The sequence below is a fragment of the Thermomonospora catenispora genome, assembly GCF_006363815.1.
Classification (GTDB): Bacteria; Actinomycetota; Actinomycetes; order Streptosporangiales; family Streptosporangiaceae; genus Thermomonospora; species Thermomonospora catenispora.
Window position 1 is genome coordinate 12,589 of the sequence record NZ_RRYT01000008.1, and the last position, 25,161, is coordinate 37,749.

Annotated in this window: 18 protein-coding genes; 8 read left to right on the forward strand and 10 right to left on the reverse strand. The window is 73.5% G+C overall.

Annotation, left to right across the window (positions count from 1 at the left end):
- Positions 1–3: 3 nt before the first annotated feature.
- Positions 4–1,092, reverse strand: a complete 1,089-nt coding sequence (locus tag EIO00_RS08640; RefSeq protein WP_140176971.1) for an NAD(P)-dependent alcohol dehydrogenase — start codon at positions 1,090–1,092, stop codon at positions 4–6.
- Entirely contained in the window at positions 1,089–1,862 is a 774-nt protein-coding gene (locus EIO00_RS08645; protein ID WP_140176973.1) for a helical backbone metal receptor, read from the reverse strand. The genes EIO00_RS08640 and EIO00_RS08645 overlap by 4 nt, the downstream gene beginning before the upstream one ends.
- Before the next feature lie 48 nt (positions 1,863–1,910).
- Between EIO00_RS08645 and EIO00_RS08650 the strand changes: the two genes are divergently transcribed.
- Complete coding sequence (locus tag EIO00_RS08650; protein ID WP_140176975.1) at positions 1,911–2,357, forward strand: DUF4334 domain-containing protein; 447 nt, start codon at positions 1,911–1,913, stop codon at positions 2,355–2,357.
- 145 nt (positions 2,358–2,502) lie between these two features.
- Here the strand turns inward: EIO00_RS08650 and icmF are convergent, their stop codons facing one another.
- The 7 genes from icmF to mfd all read right to left on the reverse strand — a co-directional run bounded on the left by icmF (position 2,503) and on the right by mfd (position 14,628).
- A complete protein-coding gene (icmF, locus tag EIO00_RS08655; RefSeq protein WP_140176976.1) occupies positions 2,503–5,739 on the reverse strand; it encodes a fused isobutyryl-CoA mutase/GTPase IcmF in 3,237 nt (1,078 codons plus the stop codon).
- 69 nt (positions 5,740–5,808) lie between these two features.
- A complete protein-coding gene (locus tag EIO00_RS08660; RefSeq protein ID WP_140176978.1) occupies positions 5,809–6,339 on the reverse strand; it encodes a MarR family winged helix-turn-helix transcriptional regulator in 531 nt (176 codons plus the stop codon).
- Between the two features lie 167 nt (positions 6,340–6,506).
- The gene (locus EIO00_RS08665; RefSeq protein WP_140176980.1) at positions 6,507–6,722 is read right to left on the reverse strand and encodes a hypothetical protein; all 216 of its coding nucleotides are present in this window, start codon (positions 6,720–6,722) and stop codon (positions 6,507–6,509) included.
- A 151-nt stretch (positions 6,723–6,873) separates the two neighbouring features.
- Positions 6,874–9,255 (reverse strand): penicillin-binding protein, encoded by a 2,382-nt coding sequence (locus tag EIO00_RS08670; RefSeq protein WP_153280065.1) that lies wholly within the window; start codon positions 9,253–9,255, stop codon positions 6,874–6,876.
- Positions 9,256–9,359: 104 nt separating this feature from the next.
- Complete coding sequence (locus EIO00_RS08675; RefSeq protein ID WP_140176982.1) at positions 9,360–10,355, reverse strand: nucleoside triphosphate pyrophosphohydrolase; 996 nt, start codon at positions 10,353–10,355, stop codon at positions 9,360–9,362.
- Position 10,356: 1 nt separating this feature from the next.
- Positions 10,357–11,037, reverse strand: a complete 681-nt coding sequence (locus EIO00_RS08680) for a SurA N-terminal domain-containing protein (protein WP_140176984.1) — start codon at positions 11,035–11,037, stop codon at positions 10,357–10,359.
- 75 nt (positions 11,038–11,112) lie between these two features.
- Complete coding sequence (gene mfd / locus EIO00_RS08685; protein WP_140176986.1) at positions 11,113–14,628, reverse strand: transcription-repair coupling factor; 3,516 nt, start codon at positions 14,626–14,628, stop codon at positions 11,113–11,115.
- A gap of 220 nt (positions 14,629–14,848) precedes the next feature.
- Here mfd and EIO00_RS08690 point away from each other — a divergent pair, with 220 nt between their 5' ends.
- The 3 genes from EIO00_RS08690 to EIO00_RS08700 all read left to right on the forward strand — a co-directional run bounded on the left by EIO00_RS08690 (position 14,849) and on the right by EIO00_RS08700 (position 18,352).
- On the forward strand, positions 14,849–15,550 hold the full coding sequence (locus EIO00_RS08690) for a class I SAM-dependent methyltransferase (RefSeq protein ID WP_241661227.1): 702 nt from the start codon (positions 14,849–14,851) through the stop codon (positions 15,548–15,550).
- 229 nt (positions 15,551–15,779) lie between these two features.
- The gene (cysC, locus tag EIO00_RS08695; RefSeq protein WP_140176990.1) at positions 15,780–17,297 is read left to right on the forward strand and encodes an adenylyl-sulfate kinase; all 1,518 of its coding nucleotides are present in this window, start codon (positions 15,780–15,782) and stop codon (positions 17,295–17,297) included.
- A 74-nt stretch (positions 17,298–17,371) separates the two neighbouring features.
- Positions 17,372–18,352 carry a sulfite exporter TauE/SafE family protein gene (locus EIO00_RS08700; RefSeq protein ID WP_140176992.1) on the forward strand — a complete coding sequence of 327 codons (981 nt, stop codon included), beginning with the start codon at positions 17,372–17,374 and terminating at the stop codon, positions 18,350–18,352.
- 67 nt (positions 18,353–18,419) lie between these two features.
- On the opposite strand, the gene EIO00_RS08705 is transcribed toward EIO00_RS08700, so the two are convergent.
- Complete coding sequence (locus EIO00_RS08705) at positions 18,420–19,097, reverse strand: LamG-like jellyroll fold domain-containing protein (protein WP_140176994.1); 678 nt, start codon at positions 19,095–19,097, stop codon at positions 18,420–18,422.
- Between the two features lie 303 nt (positions 19,098–19,400).
- On the opposite strand from EIO00_RS08705, the gene EIO00_RS08710 reads away from it, so the two are divergent.
- From EIO00_RS08710 to EIO00_RS08725, 4 genes are all read left to right on the forward strand, one after another.
- Positions 19,401–20,276: a hypothetical protein gene (locus EIO00_RS08710; protein ID WP_140176996.1), complete on the forward strand. Its 876-nt coding sequence runs from the start codon at positions 19,401–19,403 to the stop codon at positions 20,274–20,276.
- Positions 20,277–20,429: 153 nt separating this feature from the next.
- Positions 20,430–22,244: a Wzz/FepE/Etk N-terminal domain-containing protein gene (locus tag EIO00_RS08715; protein ID WP_140176998.1), complete on the forward strand. Its 1,815-nt coding sequence runs from the start codon at positions 20,430–20,432 to the stop codon at positions 22,242–22,244.
- Positions 22,235–23,767 (forward strand): O-antigen ligase family protein, encoded by a 1,533-nt coding sequence (locus EIO00_RS08720; protein ID WP_140177000.1) that lies wholly within the window; start codon positions 22,235–22,237, stop codon positions 23,765–23,767. The genes EIO00_RS08715 and EIO00_RS08720 overlap by 10 nt, the downstream gene beginning before the upstream one ends.
- Positions 23,764–24,978 (forward strand): hypothetical protein, encoded by a 1,215-nt coding sequence (locus EIO00_RS08725; RefSeq protein ID WP_140177002.1) that lies wholly within the window; start codon positions 23,764–23,766, stop codon positions 24,976–24,978. The genes EIO00_RS08720 and EIO00_RS08725 overlap by 4 nt, the downstream gene beginning before the upstream one ends.
- Positions 24,979–25,161: the final 183 nt, after the last annotated feature.

Below are 25,161 nucleotides of genomic sequence, written 5' to 3' on the forward strand. Positions count from 1 at the left end.
GCCTCAAAAGACCAGCACCGGCTTGACCGCGTCGCCGCCGTGGGCGGCGAACACCCGGTCGATGTCGGTGAAGGAGTAGGTGCGCACCAGCCGCTCCAGCGGCAGCTCGCCGAAGCGGTAGTGCTCGATCAGCCGGGGGATGAAGCGCTGCGGGATGCCGTCGCCCTCGATGCAGCCGCGGATGCCCCGGCCCATCATCAGCAGGCGCTGGTCCAGCTCGACGGGGTTGGCCGGACCTCGGAAGCCGAGGGTGACGCACATGCCCGGGGCGGTCAGCGAGGCGACCGCCGCCTGCACCGCCTCGGGCCGGCCCACGCACTCCACCGACTGGTCCACCCCGCCGGTCCGGGCGAGGATCTCCGCCGCCGGATCGCCCTCGGCCGGGTCGAGCACGACGGTGGCGCCCAGGGACTCGGCCAGGGCGCGACGGCGCGGATCGGGGTCGACCGCGATGATCGTCCCGCAGCCGGCGATCCTGGCGGCCATCACCGCGCTCAGCCCCACCGCCCCGGCGCCGAACACCGCGATGGAGGAGCCCCGCCGGGGCCGCAGCACGTTGAGCACGGCCCCGGCGCCGGTCTGCACGCCGCAGCCCAACGGGGCCAGATGCTCCAGCGGCAGGTCGGGGTCGACGCGGATCACGTTGCGCTCAGTGGTCACCGAGTGGGTCGCCCAGGAGGACTGGCCGAAGAAGTGGGAGCGGATCGGCCGGCCGTCCCGGCTCATGGCGGTGCTGCCGTCCGGCCTCGTCCCGGTGTAGTTCAGCTTCAGGAAGGACTCGCAGTAGGCCATCGCGCCCCGGCCGCAGTTGGCGCACAGCCCGCACCAGCCGTAGCTGAGCACCACATGGTCGCCGGGCTCCACCGCCCCGACGTCCTCGCCCACCGCCTCCACGATCCCCGCGCCCTCGTGGCCGAGCACCAGCGGCGGCGCCTCGGGGTCGTGACCGGCGGCCGTCACCAGATCGGTGTGGCAGATCCCGGCGGCGACCATGCGCACCAGCACCTCGTCGGGCCGGGGCTCGCCCAGGTCGACCTCCTCCAGCCTCGGCGGTCCGGCGGGATCGCGCAGCACGGCGGCGGTGATCTTCAACGGGCCTCCTCCAGTTGCGCGCGCAGCACCTGCGGCGCGGTCACCAGCGACGGTCCGTACCAGGTCAGGTGGCGTCCGCTGACCAGGGCGCACGGGATGCCGGGAAAGCTCTCCGGGCCGTCGTCGGCGGTGAAGCGGTAGGGCTCGTCCGGCAGCACGACCAGGTCGGGACGGGCCGCCACCAGCTCCTCCAGGGCGACCTTGGGATAGCGCTCGGGATGGCCGGCGTAGAGGTTGTCCACGCCGAGCCGGGCCAGCACGTCCCCGGCGAAGGTGTCGCGGCCCACCACCATCCACGGCCGCCGCCACACGGGGATCACCGCGCCGCGCCGCCGCCGCGGCCGCGGCCGGGGCCGCGCCGCCCAGGCCCGCCGGGCCTCCTCCAGCCAGGAGGGGGCGGGCAGCCGGCAGGCCTCGGTGAGGACGCGGCGCAGCGAGACCAGCGCCTGGTCCACCGTGCGGATGTCGGTCACCCAGACCGGCAGCCCGGCGTCCCGCAGCGCCGCCAGGTCGGCGGGCCGGTTCTCCTCGGCGTTGGCCAGCACCAGGTCGGGGCGCAGCGCACCGATCAGCTCCACGTCGGGGTTCTTGGTGCCGCGCACCCGGGTGACCTCCAGGCCGGGCGGGTGGTCGCACCAGTCGGTGGCGCCGATCAGCAGCTCGGGATCGGAGGCGGCCACGGTCTCGGTGAGCGAGGGCACCAGCGACACCACGCGCCGCACCCGATCCGGCACGGGGACCACGGCCCCGGTGTCGTCCCGCAGCACCATGCGTTCTCCCGGTTGACCTCAAACAGAATGCGATTCTAGTGTCAGCCCATGAATGCGGAACAGCGGCTTGCCAAGATCATCGAATCCGGCGGGACATGCGACCGGGACACCGTGGAGGAGCTGTACGACCGCCTGGCGCCGGTGTCCGTGGACTTCATGCTGGGCACCTGGCGGGGCGGCCTGTTCAACCGGGACGACGCGCTGGCCGGGATGCTGCTGGGGATGAACTGGTACGGCAAACGGTTCGTCGACCCCGACCACGTCGAACCGCTGCTGTGCCGCTCCCCCGACGGCTCGATCTACTCCTATGAGAGGCTCGGCCTGGCCAGGCTGCGCGAGGTCGCCCTGCGCGGCACGGTGTCGGCGGCCATGGTCTACGACAAGCAGCCCATCATCGACCACTTCCGCCGGGTCGACGACCGCCTGGTGGTGGGCGCCATGGACGCCAAGGGCCAGCCCGACATCCTCTACTTCCACCTGACCCGGACCCGCTGAACCCCCGCCGCCCGTCCGCACCCGGCGATCCCCGCCCTCTGCGCCCCGGGCGCCGCAGAGCGTCCGCGCACGCCCGGCGTCCCGCCGCGGCGGGACGCCCGGGTCCGCCGCGGCGGGGCGATGCGGTCACACGTTCCGGCGATGGTCACACGTTCCGGCGATACTGGCCGCCGGCCTCGAAGAAGGTCTGGGTGATCTGGCCGAGCGAGCAGACCCGGGAGACGTCCATCAGCACCTCGAAGACGTTCTCCTCGGACATGGCGGCCTCCCGGAGACGGCGCAGGGCGGCGGGGGCCTCGGCGGAGTGCGCGGCGTGGAACTCGGCCAGGCGGCGCAGCTGGCTCTGCTTCTCGGCCTCGGTGGCGCGGGACAGCTCCAGCGGGCCGCGCCCGGTCTCGGCGCCGTCGGGCCGGGTGAAGGTGTTGACCCCGATGATCGGCAGGCTGCCGTCGTGCTTGCGCTGCTCGTACAGCATCGACTCGTCCTGGATGCGGCCCCGCTGGTAGCCGGTCTCCATGGCGCCGAGCACCCCGCCGCGCGCGCTGAGCCGCTCGAACTCGGCGAGCACGGCCTCCTCCACCAGGTCGGTCAGCTCCTCGATGATGAACGAGCCCTGGTTGGGGTTCTCGTTCTTGGCCAGTCCCCACTCCTTGTTGATGATCAGCTGGATGGCCAGGGCGCGGCGCACCGAGTCCTCGGTGGGGGTGGTGATCGCCTCGTCGTAGGCGTTGGTGTGCAGGCTGTTGCAGTTGTCGTAGAGGGCGATCAGGGCCTGCAGCGTGGTGCGGATGTCGTTGAAGTCCATCTCCTGGGCGTGCAGCGACCGCCCCGAGGTCTGGACGTGGTACTTGAGCTTGCAGCCGCGCTCACCGGCCCCGTACCGCTCGCGCATGGCGATCGCCCAGATCCGGCGGGCCACCCGGCCCAGCACCGTGTACTCGGGGTCCATGCCGTTGGAGAAGAAGAACGACAGGTTGTGGGCGAAGTCGTCGACGTGCATCCCGCGCGCCAGGTACGCCTCCACATAGGTGAAGCCGTTGGCCAGCGTGAACGCGAGCTGGGTGATGGGGTTGGCCCCGGCCTCGGCGATGTGGTAGCCGGAGATCGACACCGAGTAGAAGTTGCGGACGCCGTTGCGGACGAACCACTCCTGGATGTCGGCCATCATCCGCAGCGCGAACTCGGTGGAGAAGATGCAGGTGTTCTGGCCCTGGTCCTCCTTGAGGATGTCGGCCTGCACCGTGCCGCGCACAGTGTGCAGCACCTGGGCGCGCAGCGCGGCGGCCTCCTCCTCGGAGGGCGGGCGGCCGTGCTCGGCGGCGAACCGCTCGATCGCCTGGTCGATCGCGGTGTTGAGGAAGAACGCCAGGATCGTCGGGGCCGGCCCGTTGATCGTCATCGACACCGAGGTGGTCGGGGCGCTCAGGTCGAATCCCGCATAGAGCGCCTTCATGTCCTCCAGCGTCGCGATCGACACCCCGGACGTGCCGATCTTGCCGTAGATGTCGGGGCGCTCGGCCGGGTCGTGGCCGTAGAGGGTGACCGAGTCGAACGCGGTGGACAGCCGCGCCGCCGGCATCCCTTCGGAGAGCCTCTTGAACCGCCGGTTGGTGCGGAACGGGTCGCCCTCCCCGGCGAACATCCGGGTCGGGTCCTCATCCTCCCGCTTGAACGGGAACACCCCGGCGGTGAACGGGAAGAAGCCGGGCAGGTTCTCCGAGCGCAGGAAGCGCAGCAGGTCGCCGTCGTCGGACAGCCGGGGCAGCGCCACCCGCGGGATGCGGGTGCCCGAGAGGGTCTCCCGCCACAGCGGCGTGTGGATCTCCTTGTCGCGGACCCGGACCACCAGCTCGTCGCGGGAGTAGTCGTCGCGGATGCGCGGCCAGCGCTCCAGCAGGGCGCGGGCCTCCTCGCTGATCCGCTCCTCGGTCTCGGCGAGCAGCCGGTCCAGGTCGGCGACATCCCCGCCGCTCTGGGCGACCAGCTCGCGGGCGGTCCGCAGCCGCTGGCGCCGGCGCACCAGCTCGGCCTGCTCGGCGGTCTCGGCGTGATAGGCCCGCACGGTGCGGGCGATCTCGGCCAGGTAGCCGGAACGCTCCGGGGGAATGACCGTCTGGATCTTCGAGGAGGCCTTCACCGACACCCGCGGCAGCGCCCCGGGCTCATAGGGCAGCCCGTGGTCGGCGAGCCGCGCGCGCAGCTCCTGGTACAGGGCGGTGACGCCGTCGTCGTTGAAGCGGGCGGCGATGGTGCCGAACACCGGCATGTCCTCCGGCCTGGCGCCGAACGCCTCCCGGTTGCGCACCAGCTGGCGGCGCACGTCCCGCAGCGCGTCCTCGGCGCCGCGGCGCTCGAACTTGTTGATCGCCACCGCGTCGGCGAAGTCCAGCATGTCGATCTTCTCGAGCTGGGAGGCGGCGCCGAACTCCGGCGTCATCACATACAGCTTGACGTCGGCGTACGGCACGATCGCGGCGTCGCCCTGGCCGATGCCGGGGGTCTCCACGATCACCAGGTCGTACCCGGCGGCCTTGCAGGCGGCGATCACGTCGGGCAGGTGCTCGGGCAGCTCGTGGGCGCCCCGGGTGGCCAGCGACCGGAAGTAGACGGTGTCGCCGTCCAGGGAGTTCATCCGGATCCGGTCGCCCAGCAGCGCACCGCCGCTGCGGCGCCGGGTCGGGTCGATGGCGATCACCGCGATCCGCAGCTTGTCCTCGGTGTCCAGCCGGAACCGGCGCACCAGTTCGTCGGTCAGCGAGGACTTGCCCGATCCGCCGGTCCCGGTGATCCCCAGCACCGGCACCTGACGGCGTCCGGCGGCCTCGCGGACCGTCCGCAGGTCCTCCTCGGCGGCCCCGCCCGCCTCGATCACCGTGATGGCCCGTGCCAGCGCCCGCACGTCGCCCGTGGTCAGCGCCTCGCCGAACGCCTCGCCGGGCTGCGCCGCCAGGTCCACGTCGCAGGCCTCGATCATCGTGTTGATCATCCCGGCCAGCCCGAGCCGCTGCCCGTCCTCGGGCGAGAAGATCCGCGCCACCCCGTGCCGGTGCAGCTCCTCGATCTCCTCGGGCACGATCACGCCGCCGCCCCCGCCGTACACCTTGATGTGCCCGGCGCCGCGCTCGGCCAGCAGGTCCACCAGGTAGCGGAAGAACTCCATGTGGCCGCCCTGGTAGGAGCTGACCGCCACACCCTGCACGTCCTCCTGGATCGCCGCCTCGACGATCTCGGCGACCGACCGGTTGTGGCCCAGGTGGATCACCTCGGCGCCCTGCGACTGCAGGATCCGCCGCATGATGTTGATCGCCGCGTCGTGGCCGTCGAACAGCGCCGCCGCGGTGACGAACCGGACATGATGCTCAGGACGGTGCAGGGTACCCATACGCAAAATGCTAGGACGTCCAACTATCTGGCGTCCACACATCGGGCGCCCGGGCGGGCAAAGAACAGGTCAGTTCGCCGGAGATGCCCACGGATCGGCGACTTCGGGGCCGAAGTCCCCCGCCGCCTGCCGGATCTTGCGCAGCAGCCCGCTCAGCCGCACCGCGTCCTGCTCGGTCAGCGCGCCCAGCCCGAAGGAGATCCCGTTCAGCACCTCGGTGGCCTCCACCGCCACCTTGCGCCCCCGTTCGCTGATCTCCGCCAGCACCCGCCGCCGATCCGCCGGATCGGGCACCCTCCGCACCAGCCCGGCCGCCTGCAGCCGGTCGATGGTGTTGGTGATGCTGGTCGGGTGCACCATCAGCCGCTCGCCCATCTTCCCCAGCGGCAGCCGTCCGGCCCGGCTGAAGTGCAACAGCACCAGCGCCTCGTAACTGGCGAACGTCAGCCCATACGGCTTGAGCGCCCGCTCCACCTCGGCCAGCAGGATCTGCTGCACCCGCATCACCGAGGTGATCGCCGCCATGTGCTCAGCCTGCTCGGGCCACCGGTGCAGCCACTGCCGGCGGGCCTCTGCGATCGGATCCAAGGGGGCCGTCATCACCGGTCACCGTACAGCCCTCCGGCGGACGAACGCCCCCGACACCCGCGGGCAGCCCCCGCCGCGCACGCCCCGGCCCGGCGTCCACCCGCCCTCCGGCCGACCGGAACGCCGCCCGGGCACCGCGCTCCCGGGCCCCGTCCCCCCAGGTCACCGGACCCTTCGGATCACGCCTCCTCGAGCCGGTCCTTGAGACGGTCCCGGATCGCCTCGAGGTTGGCGATCATGGTGTCGCGCTCCTCACGGGCGGCCAGATCCGCACCGGCGTCCCCGAAGTCCTGAGGCTCGCCGGTGGGGGGATCGCGCTGGGCGCGCAAGGCGGCCAGATCGGCCTCGATCTCACGCAACCGGGCGCGCAGGCGATCGGTGTCCTCGTCGCTCATATCGGCCCCCCGTTCTGGCACTGACTGCCGCGAAGGGCACATTCCCTGCGAGAGGGCGACCAATCGAAGACCCCCGCCGCCTCAGCGCGCGGCCGGGCCGCGCGGCCCGCGGCCTCCGGCCCCCCCGTCCCGCGGCGGCGGGTCGCCGGCGTCACGGCTCCCGGGGCCGGCGCGGGGACCGGTCCTGCGGCTCGTCGGAGACCTCCTCGGGGTCCGGCCCCTCCTCCGGCTCCTCGTCCGCCGCGGGCCGTCCGCTGCTCGGCCGGATCGTCACGATCGTGCCGGGCTCGTGCGCGGTGCCCGGCCCCGGCTCGATCACGGCGACCCGCCCCTTGGGCTCGTCGGAGTCCACCGGCTCGCCGACATCGACCCCGAACCCGGCCGCGCGCAGCCGGGCGATGGCGGCCGGCAGCCGCAGCCCCCGCACGTCCGGGACGCGGACCCGGTCCTCGCCGCTGCCCCGGCTGAAGTACCGGGCGGGCGGCCGGTGGAAGGAGCCCGCGGGCCGTCCCGCCAGCGCCCCGATCATGCTGTCGCGCCAGATCGGGGCGGGGATGGTGGCGCCGAACACCGGTCCGTAGCAGCGGCCGTCCATGCACAGGTTGGACATCGGGTACTTGTAGCCGCCGCGCGGATCGCCGACCCACACCGCCGCCGCCAGGTCCGGGGTGTACCCGGCGAACCAGGCGGCCGAGAAGTCGTCGACGGTCCCGGTCTTGCCCGCCGCCGGGCGCCCGATGCCCATCCCGCGGGCGGTGCCGCGGGTCAGCACCCCCCGCAGCACGTAGTTGACGGCGTCGGCGACGCCCTCGTCCATCACCTGCCGGCAGTCGGCGGACGGGACCTTGAGCCTCCTGCCGCTGCTGTGGGTGACGGAGGTGATGGCGATCGGCTTGCAGTACCTGCCCCGGGCGGCGAACGCGGCGTAGGCGGCGGCCAGGCGCAGCGGCGAGACGGTGTTGGCGCCGAGCGTGAAGGAGGGGACCTGCTCCAGCGGCTTGCCGTCGGCCCGCTTCATGCCCAGCCGCTGGGCCATCTTCACGGTGTCGCACAGCCCCACCTCGCGCTGCAGCGCGAGGAAGAACGTGTTCACCGAATGGTGGGTGCCGGTGACCAGGCTGAAGCTGCGCCCGCCCTCGCTCTCCGCGGAGTTGCGCAGCCCCACCGAGGGGTCGCCGACCGGCTCCCCGTCGCAGTTCCGGTAACCGGTGGGGACGAACCGGCGCGGCGCCGTCAGCCGGGTGCCGAACGGCATCCCCTCCTCCAGCGCCGCCGCCAGCGTGAAGACCTTGAACGTGGACCCGGCCTGCATGCCGATGCTGGAGCCGTGGCTGGCGTCGGCGGCGAAGTTGATCCAGGTCTTGCCGCGCTCGGAGTCGGGGCCGAGCTCGCGGTCGATCACCATCCCCCTGATCTTGCCGGTGCCCGGCTCGATGAGGACCTCGGCGGCGGCCTTGCCGGCGGAGTTCTTCGGCGGGACGTACCGGTCGACGGCGCGCTGGGCGGCCCGCTGGGTCTGCGGGTCCAGCGTGGTGCGGATGGTCAGCCCGCCCTGCTTGAGCAGCCGCTCGCGCTCTGCGGCGGTCTTGCCGAACACCGGATTGGTGAGGATCTCCCGCAGCACGTAGTCGCAGAAGAACGGGGCCTTGCTCTCGGTGCAGCCGTTGGGGGTCTGCGTGACGTTCAGCTCGATCGGGCGGGCGGCGGCCCGGCGGGCCTGCTCCCGGTCGATCCACCCCAGCTCGACCATCCGGTTCAGCACCAGGTCGCGGCGCTTGCGGGCGGTCCCGGGATGCAGCCGCGGGTTGTAGGCGTTGGGGTTGCGGATCACCCCGGCGAGGGTCGCCGCCTCGCCCAGGTCCAGCCGCGCGGCGGGCTTGCCGAAGTACCGGCGGGCGGCGGCCTCGATCCCGTACGCCCCGTCCCCGAAGTAGGCGATGTTGAGATAGCGCTGCAGGATCTCGTCCTTGGACAGCCGCTTCTCCAGCGCCACCGCGTACCGCAGCTCGTTGATCTTGCGGGCCGGCGTGACCTCCAGCGCCCGGCGCTGCTCGGCCTCGGTCTCGGCCTGCCCCAGCAGCAGGTTCTTGACGTACTGCTGGGTGATGCCCGAGCCGCCCTGGGTGATCTCGCCGGAGTTCAGATTGCTGACCAGCGCCCGCAGGGTGCCGCGGACGTCCAGCGCGCCGTGCTCGTAGAACCGGCTGTCCTCGATGGCCAGCACCGCCTTGCGGACCACGGGCGCGACCTGGTCGAGCCGCACCTCGATGCGGTTCTGGTAGTAGAACGTGGCGATGGTGGAGCCGTCGGCGGCCAGGATCCGCGACCGCTGGGGCGAAGAAGTCAGGGCGAGGTCGTCCGGCTCCCGCTGGAACCACTCGGCCCCGTCCCGCGCGCTCACCCCGACGGTGCCGACCAGCGGCAGCGCCAGCAGCGCCACCAGCACCCCGGCCAGCGCGCCCATGCCGACCAGGCCGCGCACCGCCTCCGCGGCGGTGGCGTGCCGGTCGCTGTCGAACAGTCGTGGCGGCACGCCACGATCGTAGACCGGAGGAAAAACCCGCCCTCAGCGCCTCGCCGATGCTCCACCGAACGGTGACCGCCCCCGACGGGCCGGCCGCGGCGCCGGGGCGCCGTTCAGTCCTCCCCGTCCGCCCGGCGGTCGCGCTCGCGCGACTCCCAGGCGCGGATGCGGTCGGCGTACCGGCGGGCGACGGTGCGCAGCGCGGCCTCGGGGTCGACCCCGTCCCGCTGGGCGCGGCGGGCCGCCGCGAACAGCTCGGCGCCGACGCCCTCGCCGAGGTCGGCGTGCAGCTCCTCGGGGGCCTCGGCCCGGAGGGCCCGCCGGTAGAGCTGCGCGGCCAGCGACAGCGCGGGCTGGCCCATCGCGACCCCGTCCAGGATCGACCGCTCGCCGCCCTTGGCGGCCCGCTCGGCGGCCTTGATCCGCTCCCAGTTGGCGTTGACCTCGTCGGCGTCGGCGACCGACACGTCCCCGAACACGTGCGGATGGCGGCGCACCAGCTTCTCGACGATCCCGGCGGCCACGTCGTCGACGGTGAAGCGGGTCTCGTCGGTGCGCTCCTCGGCCACCCGGGCGTGGAAGACCACCTGCATCAGCACGTCGCCGAGCTCCTCGCGCAGCGCCGCGTGGTCGCCGTCCTCCACCGCGTCGGCCAGCTCGTAGGCCTCCTCCAGCAGGTAGGGGACGAGGGTGGCGTGGGTCTGCTTGCGGTCCCAGGGGCACTCACGGCGCAGCCGGTCCATCACCGACACCAGGTCCAGCAGCCGCGCCCCCGGCAGGTCGTAGGAGCCGTGCAGCACCTCCACCTCCACCGGGTCGGCGGCGTGCACCACCAGCTCCCCGACCCGGCGCATCAGCGGCTCGTCGCCGTCGGGGTCGGCCACCCACACCACCGTGCCCGCGGCCGCGGCCGCCACCAGCTCGGCGGCCAGCTCCGGCGCCTCCCGGTCGACGACCTCCACCGCGACGCCGGCCTCCCGCAGGTACGGCAGCTGCGGCTGGTCGCCGCGGGCCAGCACCCGGTCCGCCGACCGCAGCGTCTCCCACGCCCGCCAGCTCAGCAGGCCCGCCGCCACCCGGTGGGTGGTCGCCAGCATGATCAGCCCCATGTCAGCTCGCGTCCTCCGGCGGCTCCCCGGTGCCGGTCTCGCCGCGCGACAGGCCGTACACGGTGGGCATGACGGCCAGCCGGGAGACGTCGAACTCGCCGTAGCGAGGGTTGATCTTGACCTTCAGCCGGCGGGCGGCGTCGGCGTACAGCCGCACCACCTGTTGCTGGACCTGCCTGATGCGGTCGCGGGAGGCGTTCGGCTCGAAGCCGTGGCGTGTCAGCACCTCCTGCTGGATCAGCTCCTGCCGCGCCAGGTCCCGGGTGTAGCGCACCGGCAGCCCGTTGGCCAGCGTGATGGACCCGGCCCGCCGCTGCCCGCCGGCCTGCTCGATCAGCTCGTCGACCTGGCCCGTGGAGACGTCGATCCGCTCGGTGCGGGCCACCTCGTCCGCCAGCCGGATCATCACCAGCCGGGTCAGCGCCTCCCGGATCTGCGACTCGGAGATCGCGTCGATCGGCAGGCGCTGGTCGGGGGCCAGCGAGCCGACGCGCCGCATGTTGGCCTCCGGGTCGGCGCGGAACTGCTCGTTCCACTCCTCCACGGTGCGGTGCAGCGCGGCCGTGGTGATCCGCTCATCGCCGATGATGGCCGCCGAGCCCATCTTCATCGGCTGGCAGCCGGTCAGCACCATCGCGGCGGCCCCGGCGGCCAGTGCCGTCTTGACAGCGGTACGGAACACGAGGCTCCCATCGTCGAAGATCGTCCGAAGAACGGTCCTGCGACCGTGCGGACCCGTCCTGGGGTCCGCGCCATCCTAGGCGCGGGCCGGCTCCAACAACAGCGCCTCCACCAGGTCGGTCGCCCACTTCAGCAGGGCGACGTCGCGCAGCGGGCGCCCGCCCAGCGGAGCGGTCTTGGGGGCCGGCACCAACAGGGTGCCGGTCGCGGCCTTGTAGACGCTCTTGGGGTACAGCCGCTGCAGCCGCACCTGCCGGGAGTCCGGCAGCTCCACGGGCGCGAACCGGACGTGGTTGCCCTGCAGGGCCACCTCGGTGAGCCCGGCCTTGCGGGCGCGGACCCGGAACCGGGCGACCGCCAGCAGGTTGAGCACCGGCTCGGGCGGCTCGCCGAACCGGTCCTTCAGCTCCTCGAGCACCGCCTCGACCTCCTCGTCGGAGGTGATCGCGGCGATCCGCCGATAGGCGTCCAGCCGCAGCCGCTCCCCGGGCACGTAGTCGTGCGGCAGATGCGCGTCGACCGGCAGCTCCACCTTGGTCTCGGGAAGCTCCACCGGCTCGGCCTCGCCGCCGGTCTTGGCCTTCAGCTCGCGGACCGCCTCCCCGACCATGCGCACGTACAGGTCGAACCCGACCCCGGCGATGTGCCCGGACTGCTCGACGCCCAGGATGTTGCCGGCGCCGCGGATCTCCAGGTCCTTCATCGCCACGTACATGCCGGCGCCCATCTCGGTGTGCTGGGCGATGGTGGCCAGCCGCTCGTGGGCGGTCTCGGTCAGCGGAGTCTCCGGCGGGTACAGGAAGTAGGCGTATCCGCGCTCCCGGCCCCGGCCGACGCGGCCGCGCAGCTGGTGGAGCTGGGAGAGGCCGTAGGTGTCGGCGCGGTCCACGATCAACGTGTTGGCGTTGGGGATGTCCAGGCCGGACTCGACGATGGTGGTGGCCACCAGCACGTCGTAGTTCTTCTCCCAGAAGTCGACCATGACCCGCTCGAGCTGGTGCTCGTTCATCTGACCGTGCGCGGTGGCGATCCGCGCCTCCGGGACCAGCTCCCGCAGGTGCGCCGCCACCCGGTCGATGGACCGCACCCGGTTGTGCACGAAGAACACCTGGCCCTCGCGCAGCAGCTCACGGCGGATGGCGGCGGCGATCTGCTTGTCGTCGTAGGGGCCGACGAACGTCAGGATCGGATGCCGCTCCTCCGGCGGGGTGAGGATGGTGGACATCTCCCGGATGCCGGTCAGGCCCATCTCTAGGGTGCGCGGGATCGGGGTGGCCGACATCGCCAGCACGTCCACCTGGGTCCGCAGCCGCTTGAGCTCCTCTTTGTGCTCGACCCCGAACCGCTGCTCCTCGTCGATGATCACCAGGCCCAGGTCCTTGAACCGGCTCTGCGCCGAGAACAGCCGGTGCGTGCCGATCACCAGGTCCACGCTGCCGTCGGCCAGGCCGCGCATGGTCTGCTCGATCTCGGCGTCGGTCTGGAACCGGCTGACCGGCCTGATCACCACCGGGAACGGGGCGAACCGCTCGGTGAAGGTGGACAGGTGCTGCTGCACCAGCAGCGTGGTCGGCACCAGCACCGCCACCTGCTTGCCGTCCTGGATCGCCTTGAACGCCGCCCGCACCGCGATCTCGGTCTTGCCGTAGCCGACGTCGCCGCAGATCAGCCGGTCCATCGGGACCGGCTTCTCCATGTCCCGCTTGACCTCCTCGATGGCGGCGAGCTGGTCGGCGGTCTCCACGTACGGGAACGCGTCCTCCAGCTCCCGCTGCCAGGGGGTGTCGGGGCCGAACGCGTGGCCGGGGGTGGCCATCCGCGCCGAGTACAGCCGGATCAGCTCCCCGGCGATCTGCCTGACCGCCTTGCGGGCCTTGGACTTGGTCTTCTGCCAGTCCGCGCCGCCGAGCCGGTGCAGCGTGGGCGCCTCGCCGCCGACATAGCGGGTGATCTCCTCCAGCTGGTCGGTCGGCACGAACAATCGGTCGCCGCGGGCGTACTCCAGCACCAGGTACTCGCGGGTGGCGCCCTGCACGGTGCGGCTGACCATCTCCACATAGCGGCCGACGCCGTGCTGCTCGTGCACCACATAGTCGCCGGGCCGCAGCTGCAGCGGGTCGATGCCGCCGCGCCGCCGGGAGGGCATCCGCCGCATGTCGCGGGTGGAGGCGCGCTGCCCGGTCAGGTCGGTCTCGGTGAGGACGGCGAGCTTGACCGACTCCCAGACGAACCCGCTGCCCAGTCGTCCGGTGGCCACATGCGCCACCGCCGGCTCGGGCGGCTCGGGCAGGTCCGACAGGCGGGCGCCCAGGCCCTCCTCGCGCAGCACCTCGGCGAGCCGTTCGGCGGGGCCGTGCCCGGCGGTGACCAGCACCACCCGCCACCGGTCGTCGACCCAGCGTTTGATGTCGCCGATCACCCGGGCGGTGTCGCCCCGGTACTGCTCGGCGGCGTGCACGTCCAGGTGGACCGCGGCGTCGCTCTCGCCGGTGAGCGCGGTGACCGTCCATCGCGGCAGACCGCGCCGGGCGGCCTGGTCGCCGACCTCCTCCAGGGAACGGAACGCCGCCGCGCCCAGATCGATCGGGGCCTGCCCGCCGACGGCGGCGTTGACCCAGCTGGCCTCCAGGAACTCCTGGCTGGTGCGCACCAGCTCCTCGGCGCGGGTGCGGATCCGCTCCGGCTCGCACACCAGCAGCGCCGAGCCCTCCGGCAGCAGCTCGACCAGCAGCTCCATCCGGTCGACCAGCACCGGGGAGAACGCCTCCATGCCCTCCACGGCCTCGCCGTCGGCGATCCGGGTGAGGATCTCGGCCAGCTCGGGGTGCCGGTCGGCCAGGGCGCGCGCCCGCTCGCGGACGGCGTCGGTCAGCGGCAGCTCACGGCACGGCGGGGCCCACAGCCCCTCGTCGGCGACCTGCAGGGACCGCTGGTCGGCGGCCTTGAAGTAGCGGATCTCCTCGACGGTGTCGCCCCAGAACTCCACCCGCAGCGGATGCTCCTCGGTGGGCGGGAACACGTCCAGGATCCCGCCGCGCACCGCGACCTCGCCGCGTTTCTCCACCAGGTCGACGCGGTGGTAGCCGGCGTCGGTCAGCCGCCGCACCGTCTCGTCCATGTCGGCCTCGTCACCGGTGCGCAGCCGCACCGGCTCCAGGTCGCCCAGGCCGGCCACGACGGGCTGCAGCACCGCCCGCACCGGGGCGACCACCACATCCAGCGGTCCGCTCGCCGGGTCGTCGGGATCGGGGTGGGCCAGCCGGCGCAGCACCGCCAGCCGCCGCCCCACCGTGTCCGAGCGCGGCGAGAGCCGCTCGTGCGGCAGCGTCTCCCAGGCCGGGAAGTGCGCCACCCGGTGCGGGTCCAGGAAGCAGGTCAGCGCCGCCTCCAGGTCCTCGGCCTCGCGGCCGGTGGCGGTGACCGCCAGCAGCGTGCCGGAGCCGGAGGCGCGCGCCAGCGCGGCGGCCAGCACCGGCCACAGTGACGGCGGGGCCACCACGTCGCGGTCCGAACGGGCCTGGGCGTAGGCGCGCAGCGCCTCGGCGAAGGGGCGATCGCCGACGGCGACGTCGAGAAGTCCGGTGAGAGTCATCGTCATCCAGGGTTCGGCCCGGTGCCCGGCCGACGGCCCCGATCCCGTGTCGGGGCAGCCCGAAGACCCGGGACGGGCGTCGACCCCCGGGTCGGCCCCAGTCTACGCCGGGCCGGCCGGAGACCGGCGCGGCCGCCGCGGTCACGGAGGGTTGCCATGAGACACGTCAAGATGAGGCAAATGGCGGACGCTGCGGAGTCGAATGGCTACTCTGCGAAACGTGACCGATCTGCGTACGCCGCCGGTCAACGACGGCGATCTGTTCTCCGCACGAGCCCGCCAATACGCCCTCGAGCGTCGCGGGCAGACCATCGAGATCCTGGAGGCCGGCTGCGGCTGGGGCCACGGATTGGGGCTGACCGATCTGGACTGCCAGGTCGTCGGGGTGGACGCGGATCTGCCGGCGCTGCGCGCGCACGCCGAGGCCCGCACCGACCTGCACGCCCGCCATCTGGGCGACCTGCGCACCGTGCCGATGCCGCCGCGGACCTACGACATCGTGCACGCGCCGTACCTGATCGAACGGGTGCCGCACGCCGAGCTGGTGCTGGACCGCATCGTGGCCGCGCTCAAGCCCGGTGGGCTGCTGCTGGTGCGGCTGCGGGACCGCGGCACCGCCTACGGCCTGGTGGACCGGCTGCTGCCGGGCCGCCAGCGGCGCGCCCGCAACGCCGGCGGCCTGCCGCCGGCCGTCTACGACGAGATCGCCTCCCGCAAGGGCATGCAGTGGTACTGCATGATGCGCGGGCTGGTCATCACCGAGGAGCACGCCTCCGCGCAGATGCTGACCGCCGCCGGACGCGCCACCGCCACGCTGTGCCGGCTGATCGCCGCGGTCACCCGGGACCGGCTGCCGGGCGGGCACAGCGAAGTGGCGATGGTGATCCGCAAGCCGGAGAGCCGGTTCGCCCGGGTGATCTGAACCGTGATCCGCATCACGGCGGGGACGCCCCGGACGCCGGTGCGCGCATCGGCCGCGAACGCAGTATTTTTTGGCGCGTACCCCATGAACCCTTTTTTCAACGCGCGGCCTCGGCCCTGCTGTGGAGGGAGCGAACCCGCATGGGCATGACCGGCGACAGGAGCGTTGAGAGAGGATTCGCCGACTTGGCCGGCCCGATGAAGAATCCGGGCCGGGAACGGAGACTGCGGTGACCGCCGAAGCCGGCCATCTTGACCAGCTGCCCGACACGTTGCGCGACCTGCCGTCCTGGACCCCCGACCCGGTCGAGCTGGCTGATCTGGAACTGCTGCTCACCGGGGCGTACCGTCCGCTGACCGGGTTCCTCGGCGCCTTCGACGCGGCCATGGTGATCGCCGGAGGCCGACTGGCCGACGGGACCCCGTGGCCGGTGCCGGTCACGCTGACGGTCCCTCAGGACCTCACCTCCCATGAACGGCTGGTGCTCCAGGACCCCGAGGGCGTCCCGCTGGCGGTGCTGCAGGTCACCGAGGCCTGGCAGGACCCCACGACCTCCGACTGGCGGCTGGCCGGCCCGCTGGAGCCGCTGCGCGCCCCCGCGCACGGCCCGTTCCACCGGCTGCGCCGCCGCCCCGACGAGGTGGCCGCCGAGCTCCCCGAGGGGGCGGTGCTGGCGGTGGCCACCCGCGAGCCGCTGCACCGCAAGCAGCTCGGCCAGCTCCGCCAGCTCGCCGAGAAGCTGAACGCGACGGTGCTGGTGATGCCGCTGCTGGGCGGCGCCCACGACGAGTCGCTGGTGCGGGCGCTGCTGGCGGTGCGCCGCGACCTGCCCGACGGCGCCCGGATCGTGCCGGTGCCGCTGCCGCCGCGCCCCGGCGTGGACGACGAACGCGATCTGCGGCTGCGCTCCCATGTCGCGGCGGCCTACGGGGCCACCCATCTGATGGGCGCCGAGGCCGACGAGGCGAGCGAGGAGACCGAGGACGCCACCACCGCGATCCCCGTCGTCCGCCCCGAGCCGTGGGCCTACGACGCCGACGTGGAGGTGTGGCGGCCGGTCGCCCGGATCGAGCCCGACCATGTGCAGGCCGAACTGACCCGGGCCGAGCTGGAGGACCTGCTGGACCGCGGGGAGCCGATCCCCGAATGGTTCACCCCGCCCGCGGTGGCCGCCGAGCTGGCCGTGGCGCGCCCGCCGAAGCTGCGACGCGGGCTGACGGTGTTCTTCACCGGCCTGTCGGGGTCGGGCAAGTCCACGGTGGCGCGGGGGCTGTCCGACGCCCTCATCGAGCGCGGCGGCCGCACCGTCACGCTGCTGGACGGGGACGTGGTGCGGCGGCTGCTGTCGGCCGGGCTGTCGTTCTCCAAGGCCGACCGGGACCTGAACATCCGCCGGATCGGCTACGTCGCCGCCGAGATCACCCGGCACGGCGGGGTGGCGATCTGCGCGCCCATCGCCCCGTACGCCGAGACCCGCGCCGAGGTGCGGCGGATGGTGGAGGCCACCGGGGACTTCGTGCTGGTGCACGTGTCCACTCCGCTGGAGGAGTGCGAACGCCGCGACCGCAAGGGCCTGTACGCCAAGGCCAGGGCCGGCCTGATCCCCGACTTCACGGGCATCTCCGCCCCCTACGAGGAGCCCGACGACGCGGATCTGGTGCTGGACACCTCGCAGCTCACCCCCGAGGAGGCGGTGAACAAGGTGCTCGACCTGCTGGTGGCCGGAGGTTGGGTCCGCCCCGAGTGAGACGCGGGCACGCCCCGTCGTCTATCGTGGGCGTGCTTTGCCCAACTTTCCGACCTACCAGGTAGGACATCCCGATGCACTTCGACTACTCGATGGCCCTCGGCTCCTTCCTGGTCGCCATCGTGGTCGGGCTCACCGGCATGGGCGGCGGGGCCCTGATGACCCCGATGCTGGTCACGTTCTTCGGGGTGTCACCGCTCACCGCGGTCTCCAGCGACCTGGCGGCCGCCGCCGTCATGAAGCCGGTCGGCAGCGCGGTGCACTACCGCCACGGCACCATCCACATGCCGCTGGTGCTGTGGCTGTGCGTCGGCTCGGTGCCGGCGGCGTTCTGCGGAGTGCTGGTCGCCCGCGCCCTCGGCGACGGGGAGGGGGTCCAGGACGTCATCCAGACCTGCATGGGGATCGCCCTGCTCATCGCCGCCGGCGGCCTGACCGTGCGGATCTACCAGGCGATGGTCGACCGGGCGGCCCGCCACCCCGACGCCCGCCGCCGCACCGCCCCGCCCGGCGAGCCCGCCGCCGTCGCCCCGCCGCAGATCACGGTCAAGCCGGTGCGGACCGCCCTGGTCGGCGCGATCGGCGGCCTGATGGTCGGGATCACCTCGGTCGGCTCCGGCTCGCTGATCATCGTGGCGCTGCTGGCCCTGTACCCCACGCTCAAGGCCAACCAGCTGGTCGGCACCGACCTGCTCCAGGCGGTGCCGCTGGTCGTCTCCGCCGCGCTGGGCCATCTGCTGTTCGGCGACTTCCACCTGGAGGTCACGCTGGCGCTGCTGGCCGGCTCAATCCCGGGCGTCTACCTCGGCTCGCGGATCTCCTCACGCGCCCCCGGCGGCCTGATCCGCCGGGCGCTGGCCCTGGTCCTGCTGGCCTCCGCGTTGAAGATGTTCGGCCTCGGGCCCGTCCCCATGGCCTGGATCCTCCTGGGCTTCGCCGCCGCCGGCGTCCTCACCTGGCTGTGGGTCCGGCACCGCCACGGGCTGCCGGTCCTGCCGGTGCGCGGCGGCCAGGAGCCGCCGGCCCGGCGGGCCGCGGTCGACGCGGACCTGTGAGACGGATCCACGGCCCCCGGGGCGCGGTCTCGGGGCACGGCCCCGTGAGGTCCCGGACCGCCGCGGCTCAGCCCACCGCGAAGAAGACCTCGTCCAGCTCCCCGTGGAACTGGTCGTTGCGGATCGCCGCGTTCGCCGCTCCGGCCACCACCGGCATCCCGGCCGGGGCGACGACGAGGCCGGGCGCGACCGCCGCGGCGCCGACGACCTCGCCGTCCACCAGGATCTGCAGCTCCCCGGCGGTGCGGCGGCAGACCACCTCGTGCCACCGGCCGTCGGCGACCCCCGCGCGCGCCCGGACCAGCGTGAACGGCGCGCCGCCGGCCGCCCGCACCACGCAGCTGGGCCGTCCGCCGCGGGCGTCGTCGATCTGCAGCTTCCACTGGGAGGTCAGGGAGGAGCCCTTCTGCATCAGGTTGGAGCCGTGGGCGGGGGTCAACTCGGCGCGCTCCACCCGGACCCGCACTCCGAACGTGAACGGCGCCGTCCCCGGATCCAGCGCCGGATCGGCGGGCCCCTGAATCGCCGCGCGGGGGCATCTGCCGTCGACCTCGATGCACACGGCCGGGAAGCGCACCGCTCCGCCCACGCCGTCATGTCCCGGCCGCACCGCCTCGACCCGCCCGCCGGAGGAGGCGATCGCCGTGCCCGTCCGGCCCTCCCCGCTGGCGTCGGCCACCTCGGTCACCGGGTCGGTCACCTCGTCGAACCGCCAGTGCAGGCGCAGCTCGGCCGACCGCGGCACCGCGCCGGGACGGGACGTGGAGGGCGCGGCGGTCGGCGCGGCGCCGGAGCCCCCTTCGCACCCGGCGATCAAGATCAGGGCCGCTGCCGCGGCGCCGGCCGTCCGGCCGCATCCCTGCATGCGTCGACGCCCTTTCCCAGCACGCGAGCCGGATGCCGCCGGCCCTCTCCGAGCACGGAATGTATCCCATCGCCCACTGAGACGGGCATGCTCGGCACCACTGTGCGGATCCGCAGGATACGGCGCGATCCGGGCGAGTAACGTATCCCCCCGGATCAGTCACCAAGAGGGAGATCAGTCCCGGTGAAGCACTACCTCGGCCCGTCTCGCATCTCGCTGCGCCGCATCTGGGCGCTGCTCGCCGCCGGCGCGCTGCTGCTGCTCGGCCCGCTGTCGGGCCCCGTCGGCGCCGCGCCCGTGGCCGACGCGCAGACCATCGTCGACTCGCTGCTGGAGCATGAGGGTCTGTACGTCCACTCGCAGGCGAGCCGACGGTTCGACGACGCCGTGCTGGAGCGGCTGCGGACCGCCCGCGACTCCGGGCGGCTGCCGGTGTACGTGATCGTGCTGCCGACCAAGGCCGCCCCCGCCGACGCCGCCGCGCAGGACGAGCTGCTGCGCCAGGTGGCCCAGGGGATCGGCCGGTCCGGCACCTACATCCTGCAGGCCGGGCCCGCCCTGCGGGTCCACTCCACGGCGCTGACCCAGCAGACCGTGGACCGGCTGACCGCTCAGGCCAGGTCCACCGGGCGGGGCGGCGCGGTGCAGACGCTGATCGCCTTGACCGGCCTGGCCGCCCAGGCCAAGCAGGAGACCTCTGCGCCGGGCCCGCACGCCGACGGCGGCAAGGTCATCCCGCCCGCCCCGAAGGAGGACGACGGCGGCGGCCTGGTCCTGCTGCTGGCCGCGGGCGGGGTGCTCGTGGCGGCCCTCGCCGGCATCGGGTTCTGGCTGCTGCGCAAGCGCGGCAAGGACGGCAAGGGCGGCGCCCCCGCGGCGGGACGGCCCGCCGACGCCCCGCAGCCCGACGCCCCGCAGCCCGGTGCGCCCGCTCCGGCGGCCGGGCAGGGCCCCGCCCCGGCTCAGGTCCCGGCCTCCGGTCCCGCCCAGGCCCCGGCGGCGCCCCAGGGGCCCCCTTCCGCCTCCGGCCCCGACGGCGCTCCGCCCGCGGGCCGCTGACCGTGCGGTGCGGCGCCGGTGAGGTGACCGCACCGCGCGGGCGAGTCTGCGCTCACCCCCGCGCCGGACAAAGGTCAAGGTAATGTAATCTCGGCTTTTCCGGCCCGCTCCCATGCCCTGTGCGCCCCGTCGATCGAGGAGTTCGCGCAACCGATGGACCCGTCACCCAGGCCGGACACGACCGAGATCACCGACTACGCAGCGATGCTGCGCCGCCGCTGGCGGTTGATCGCGGCCTGCACCCTCGGCACCTTCCTGGTCTCGCTGCTGGCCTTCCTGCTGACGCCGAAGTCCTACACGGCGCAGGCGTCGGTGCAGGTCACCCGTACCGGCGCGGAAGAGGTCGGCGCCAACAACGGGCGCACCAACGACGGCATCAACCTCGACACCGAGGCCCAGCTGGTGCGCTCCGCCGAGGTCGCCAACCGGGCCAAGGCGCTGCTGAAGTCGTCGGAGTCGGCCGGCGCCCTGTCCAAGAGGGTCTCGGTCACCGTTCCGCCGAACTCCACCATCCTCGACATCGCCTACAGCGGCGACTCGCCGCAGGCCGCCCGGGCGGGGGCGGACGCGTTCGCGCAGGCCTATCTGGACCACCGGCGCGGCAGCGCCGAGGCCCGGCTGCGCGAGAGCATGCAGACCATCAACGAGCGGATCACCAAGATCTCCGCCGAGCTCCAGGAGCTGACCGCCAAGATCCGGGTGCTGCCGCGCGGCTCGGCCGAGCGCGGCGCCGCCGCCACCCGCCATCAGCTGCTCAGCGACGAGCTGGAGAAGCTGAACAACCAGCTCTCACAGGCCAGCGTCACGGCCGCCAACCTGACCCCCGGGACCGTCATCACCAAGGCCAGCGCCCCGCGGCGCCCCTCGTCCCCCAAGGCCCAGCTCTACCTGCCCGGCGGGCTGATGGCCGGGCTGCTGATCGGGCTGCTGGGCGCGGTGATCCGGGACCGGATCGACAAGCACGTGCGGCACCCCGCCGACATCGAGCGGGCCACGGGGCTGCCGGTGCTGCTGGCCACCCCGTTCGGCCGCAAGCCCGCCCCGGTCGGCCTGTACGACGCGCGCAGCCGCATCGGCCAGCGGGTCAACCAGCTGTGTCATCTGATCTCCGCCACCCTCGGCCACGGCCATCACGTCATCTTGGTCACGGGGGCCAGCGACGGCGCGGGCACCGGCATCGCCGCGGCCAACCTGGCCGCCGGGTTCGCCCGCACCGAGTCGCGGGTGCTGCTGCTGTCGGCCAACCTGCACAGCACCGCCAGCTGCCGGCTGCTGGGGGTGCGGCCCGGCCCCGGCCTGGCGGAGGTGCTGCTGGGCCGCAAGGGCCCCGGCGCCGTGGTGCAAGAGTCCCCGGCGGTGCCGAACCTGCAGGTCATCCAGCCCGGCACGGACGTGGAGGAGGCCGCCGAGCTGCTGCAGCGCAGCGCGATGGAGCAGCTGCTCAACCGGCTGCGCAAGACCGCCCGCTACATCATCGTGGAGACCGCCTCCCCGGTGGAGAGCGCCGACGCCCAGGCCGTCGCCGACGTGGCGGACGCCGCCGTGATCGTGGTGGAGATCCCGCGCGCCCGCTATGAGGACATCTCCGACAGCGTCCGCCAGCTCGACCGGATGGGCAGCGCGGTGCTCGGCGCGATCGCGATGCCGGTGCAGGAGCAGGTCCTCGCGCCCGCCGGGCGGGCGTCCGCCCCGACCCGGTCGTCCGGCCACGGCCGCGGGGCGCAGCCGGGACGCGGCTCGACGGGCCGCGCCGCGGGGAGCCGCGCCAAGCCGGGCCGGCGGGCGCTGCCGACGCCTCCCGCCGCAGAGCCCGCCGAGCCGGGCGACACGGTCGTGTGGACGGGGTCCTCCGCAGGCGATCCCACCTCCACCGCACCCGATGCCGGTGCGTCGGACACCGAGCTCCGGCCGGAGTCCGGAACCGTCGACCGGGTCAACCGGCCGGCCGACCCGGCCCCATGGTCGTAACGGAACGGCGCGACAAGGCCCCGCAGGCCATCCAGTCGCTGGAGGGGGGCAGCCTCCCCGGCCTGCGGCGAATGCCCGTCTGGCCGCTGTACGCCCTGTTCCTGGGCTACCCGCTGTGGTGGGCGCTGGGGCTCACCTCGGTGATCTGGGTGCTGGCCGCGATCCCGATGACGGTCGCTCTGGCCCGCCGGGGCCGGATCCGGGTGCCGCGCGGGTTCGGGCTGTGGCTGCTGTTCCTGCTGTGGGTGCTGGTCGGGGTGACCGCCCTCGGCATGGTCGCGCCGGACACCATGCCGGACTCCGGCGGGTTCCTGGGTTATGCCCACCGGCTGGTGCTCTATCTGACGGCCACCGTCATGCTGCTGTACGTCGGCAACCTCACCGAGGAGGAGATGCCGCAGTTGAAGGTGGCCGGGCTGCTGGGCTTCCTCGGCGTGGTGACGGTCGTCGGCGGGCTGGCCGGGGTGCTGGTGCCGTCCCTGGAGTTCACCTCGCTCCTGGAGATGCTGCTGCCGCAGCGGCTCACCAAGGACAAGTGGATCGAGGAGATGGTCCACCCGGCCGTCGCCCAGCTCCACCAGGTCATCGGCAGCGCCCCCGAGCCGCGACCCAAGGCCCCCTTCGAGTACACCAACACCTGGGGCAACAACCTGTCGGTGCTGCTGATCTGGGCGGTGGTGGCCTGGTGGGCGCACGGCTCCCCCCGGCGGCGGTGGCTGACCGGGCTGCTGGTGGCGGTGGCGATGATCCCGATCGTCTACTCGCTCAACCGAGGCGTGTGGGTCGGGCTGATCATCGCGGTGCTGTACGTGGCGTTCCGGATGGTCCTGCAGGGCCGGGTCATGGTGATCGGGGCGCTGATGGTCGCCGCCCTGCTGGCGATACCGGCGTTCGCGGTGACCCCGCTGGGGGGCCTGGTGCAGGCCCGGCTGCAGAACGGGCACAGCGACAGCATCCGCACCACACTGGCGATCAAGTCGGTGGAGGCCGCCCGCAGCTCCCCGATCATCGGGTACGGCACCAGCCGGGCCATGCGCGGCAGCGCCCGGTCCATCGCGGTCGGCCGCTCCCCCACCTGCCGGCAGTGCGGCAACGCCCAGATCGGCAGCACCGGGCAGCTGTGGCTGGTGCTGATCTCGCACGGGCTGGTCGGCACCGTGCTGTACTTCGGGTTCTTCGTGCACGCCATGTGGCGGTACCGGCGGGACGACTCCGCCATCGGGATCGCCGGGTCGCTGGTGGTGCTGCTGTCGTTCTGGTACGCCACCACCTATCCGTCCGCGGGCTCTCCGCTGTGCCTGACGTTCATCGCGATCGCCCTGCTGTGGCGCAACGACCTGGCCCGCCGGGAACGGCTGGCCGCCGAGCGGGCGGAGCGGTGGCGGCGGCTCAAACGGGCGCGGACCGAGCACCCCCGCGGCCTGCAACCGGTCAAGCCGCCTCCCGGGCCCGCCGGGCGCACGAGGATCGGGACGACCGTCCCGTTGGTCAAGGACAGGAAGACGCGGGTGAGCGTCACGTGAACGACAACGATGCGCGGCTTTCCGGCCGGGTCCGCTATCTCCGCCAGATCGGGGCGCTGCTGTGGCCCGGCCAGCAGGTCACGATCGGCCGGGAGCGCTCGGGACGGCCGGTCCGGGAGTATCTGCTGGTCCCCCACGCCCGGGAGCCCAGGCTGATGCTGCCCGCCCCGCGGCGGGCGGCGGCCGCCGCGGTGATGGGCTTCAACAAGGGCCGCTCCCGCAAGGCGGCGGCGCTGTCCCGGGTGCTGTGGGCCGCTCTGCGGTCGGGGGCGGCCGGTCCGCTGCTGCGGGACCGGCTGCGGGTGTACGGCGACGGTTCGGGCATCGAGGCCCATCTCGGTCGGGTGCTGGGCCGGGAGGTGCTGATGGGGCTGCACGTGGGCCCCGACCGGGCCAACCGCAAACCCGTCGCCCAGCTGCTCACCCCCCGCGGCGTCACCGTCGGCTACGCCAAGATCGGCTTCAATCCGCTGACCCGGGAGCTGGTGCGGGCCGAGCGGACCGCGCTGGAGGTCCTGGCGGAGCGGCCGCTGCGGACGCTGCGGGTGCCGCGGGCCGTGCACGCCGGCCGCTGGAACGACCTGGAGATCCTGGTGCTGGAGCCGTTGCCGGTGTGGAACCGGCAGGTCCCCCTCGACCGGGACCGGCTGCACGCCGCCATGCGCGAGGTCGCCGAGGCCGGCGGGGTGGAGCGGCATCGCCTCACCGGCGGCCCGTACTGGAAGGACCTGCGAGAGCGGCTCGACGGGCTGGACGGCCCGCAGGCGAGCGGCATCCGCGGCGCCTTGGAGCGGCTGGCCGCCGCGCACGGCGACCGGGAGGTGCCGCTGGGGGCCTGGCACGGCGACTGGACCGCCTGGAACATGGCGGTGCTAGCGGACACGATGCTGGTGTGGGACTGGGAGCGGTTCACCCAGGGCGTCCCGGTCGGGTACGACGCCGTCCACTTCCACATGTGGGACGCGCTGACCGAGCGCGGGGTGGAGCCGAGGAGGGCCGCCGACGAGGCGGTCGCGGCGGCGCCCCGCCTGCTGGCCTCCTTCGGCCTGGACGCGCCGACGAGCACCGTGGTGGCGCTGCTGTACCTGGCCGAGCTCGGCACCCGCTATCTGATCGACCGGCAGGACGAGGCGGGCGCGGCGCTGGGCCGGCTGGACACCTGGCTGCTGCCGGTGCTGACCGACCGCACCGCCCGGGTCGCCGAGCGCTGACCCGCCGGGCCCGGGGACCGCGGGGCCCGTGGGCCCCGGTCCGCCGGACCGCAGAGTCCGCCGAGCCCTGAATCCGCACGGAGCCGGGCCCGAGGCCGCCGGTCGCGGCCTCGGGCCCGGCTCCGCTCATGGGGGCGTCTCACGTGCGCGTGATCGGCCGCCCGGAACGCACGAGCGGGGCCG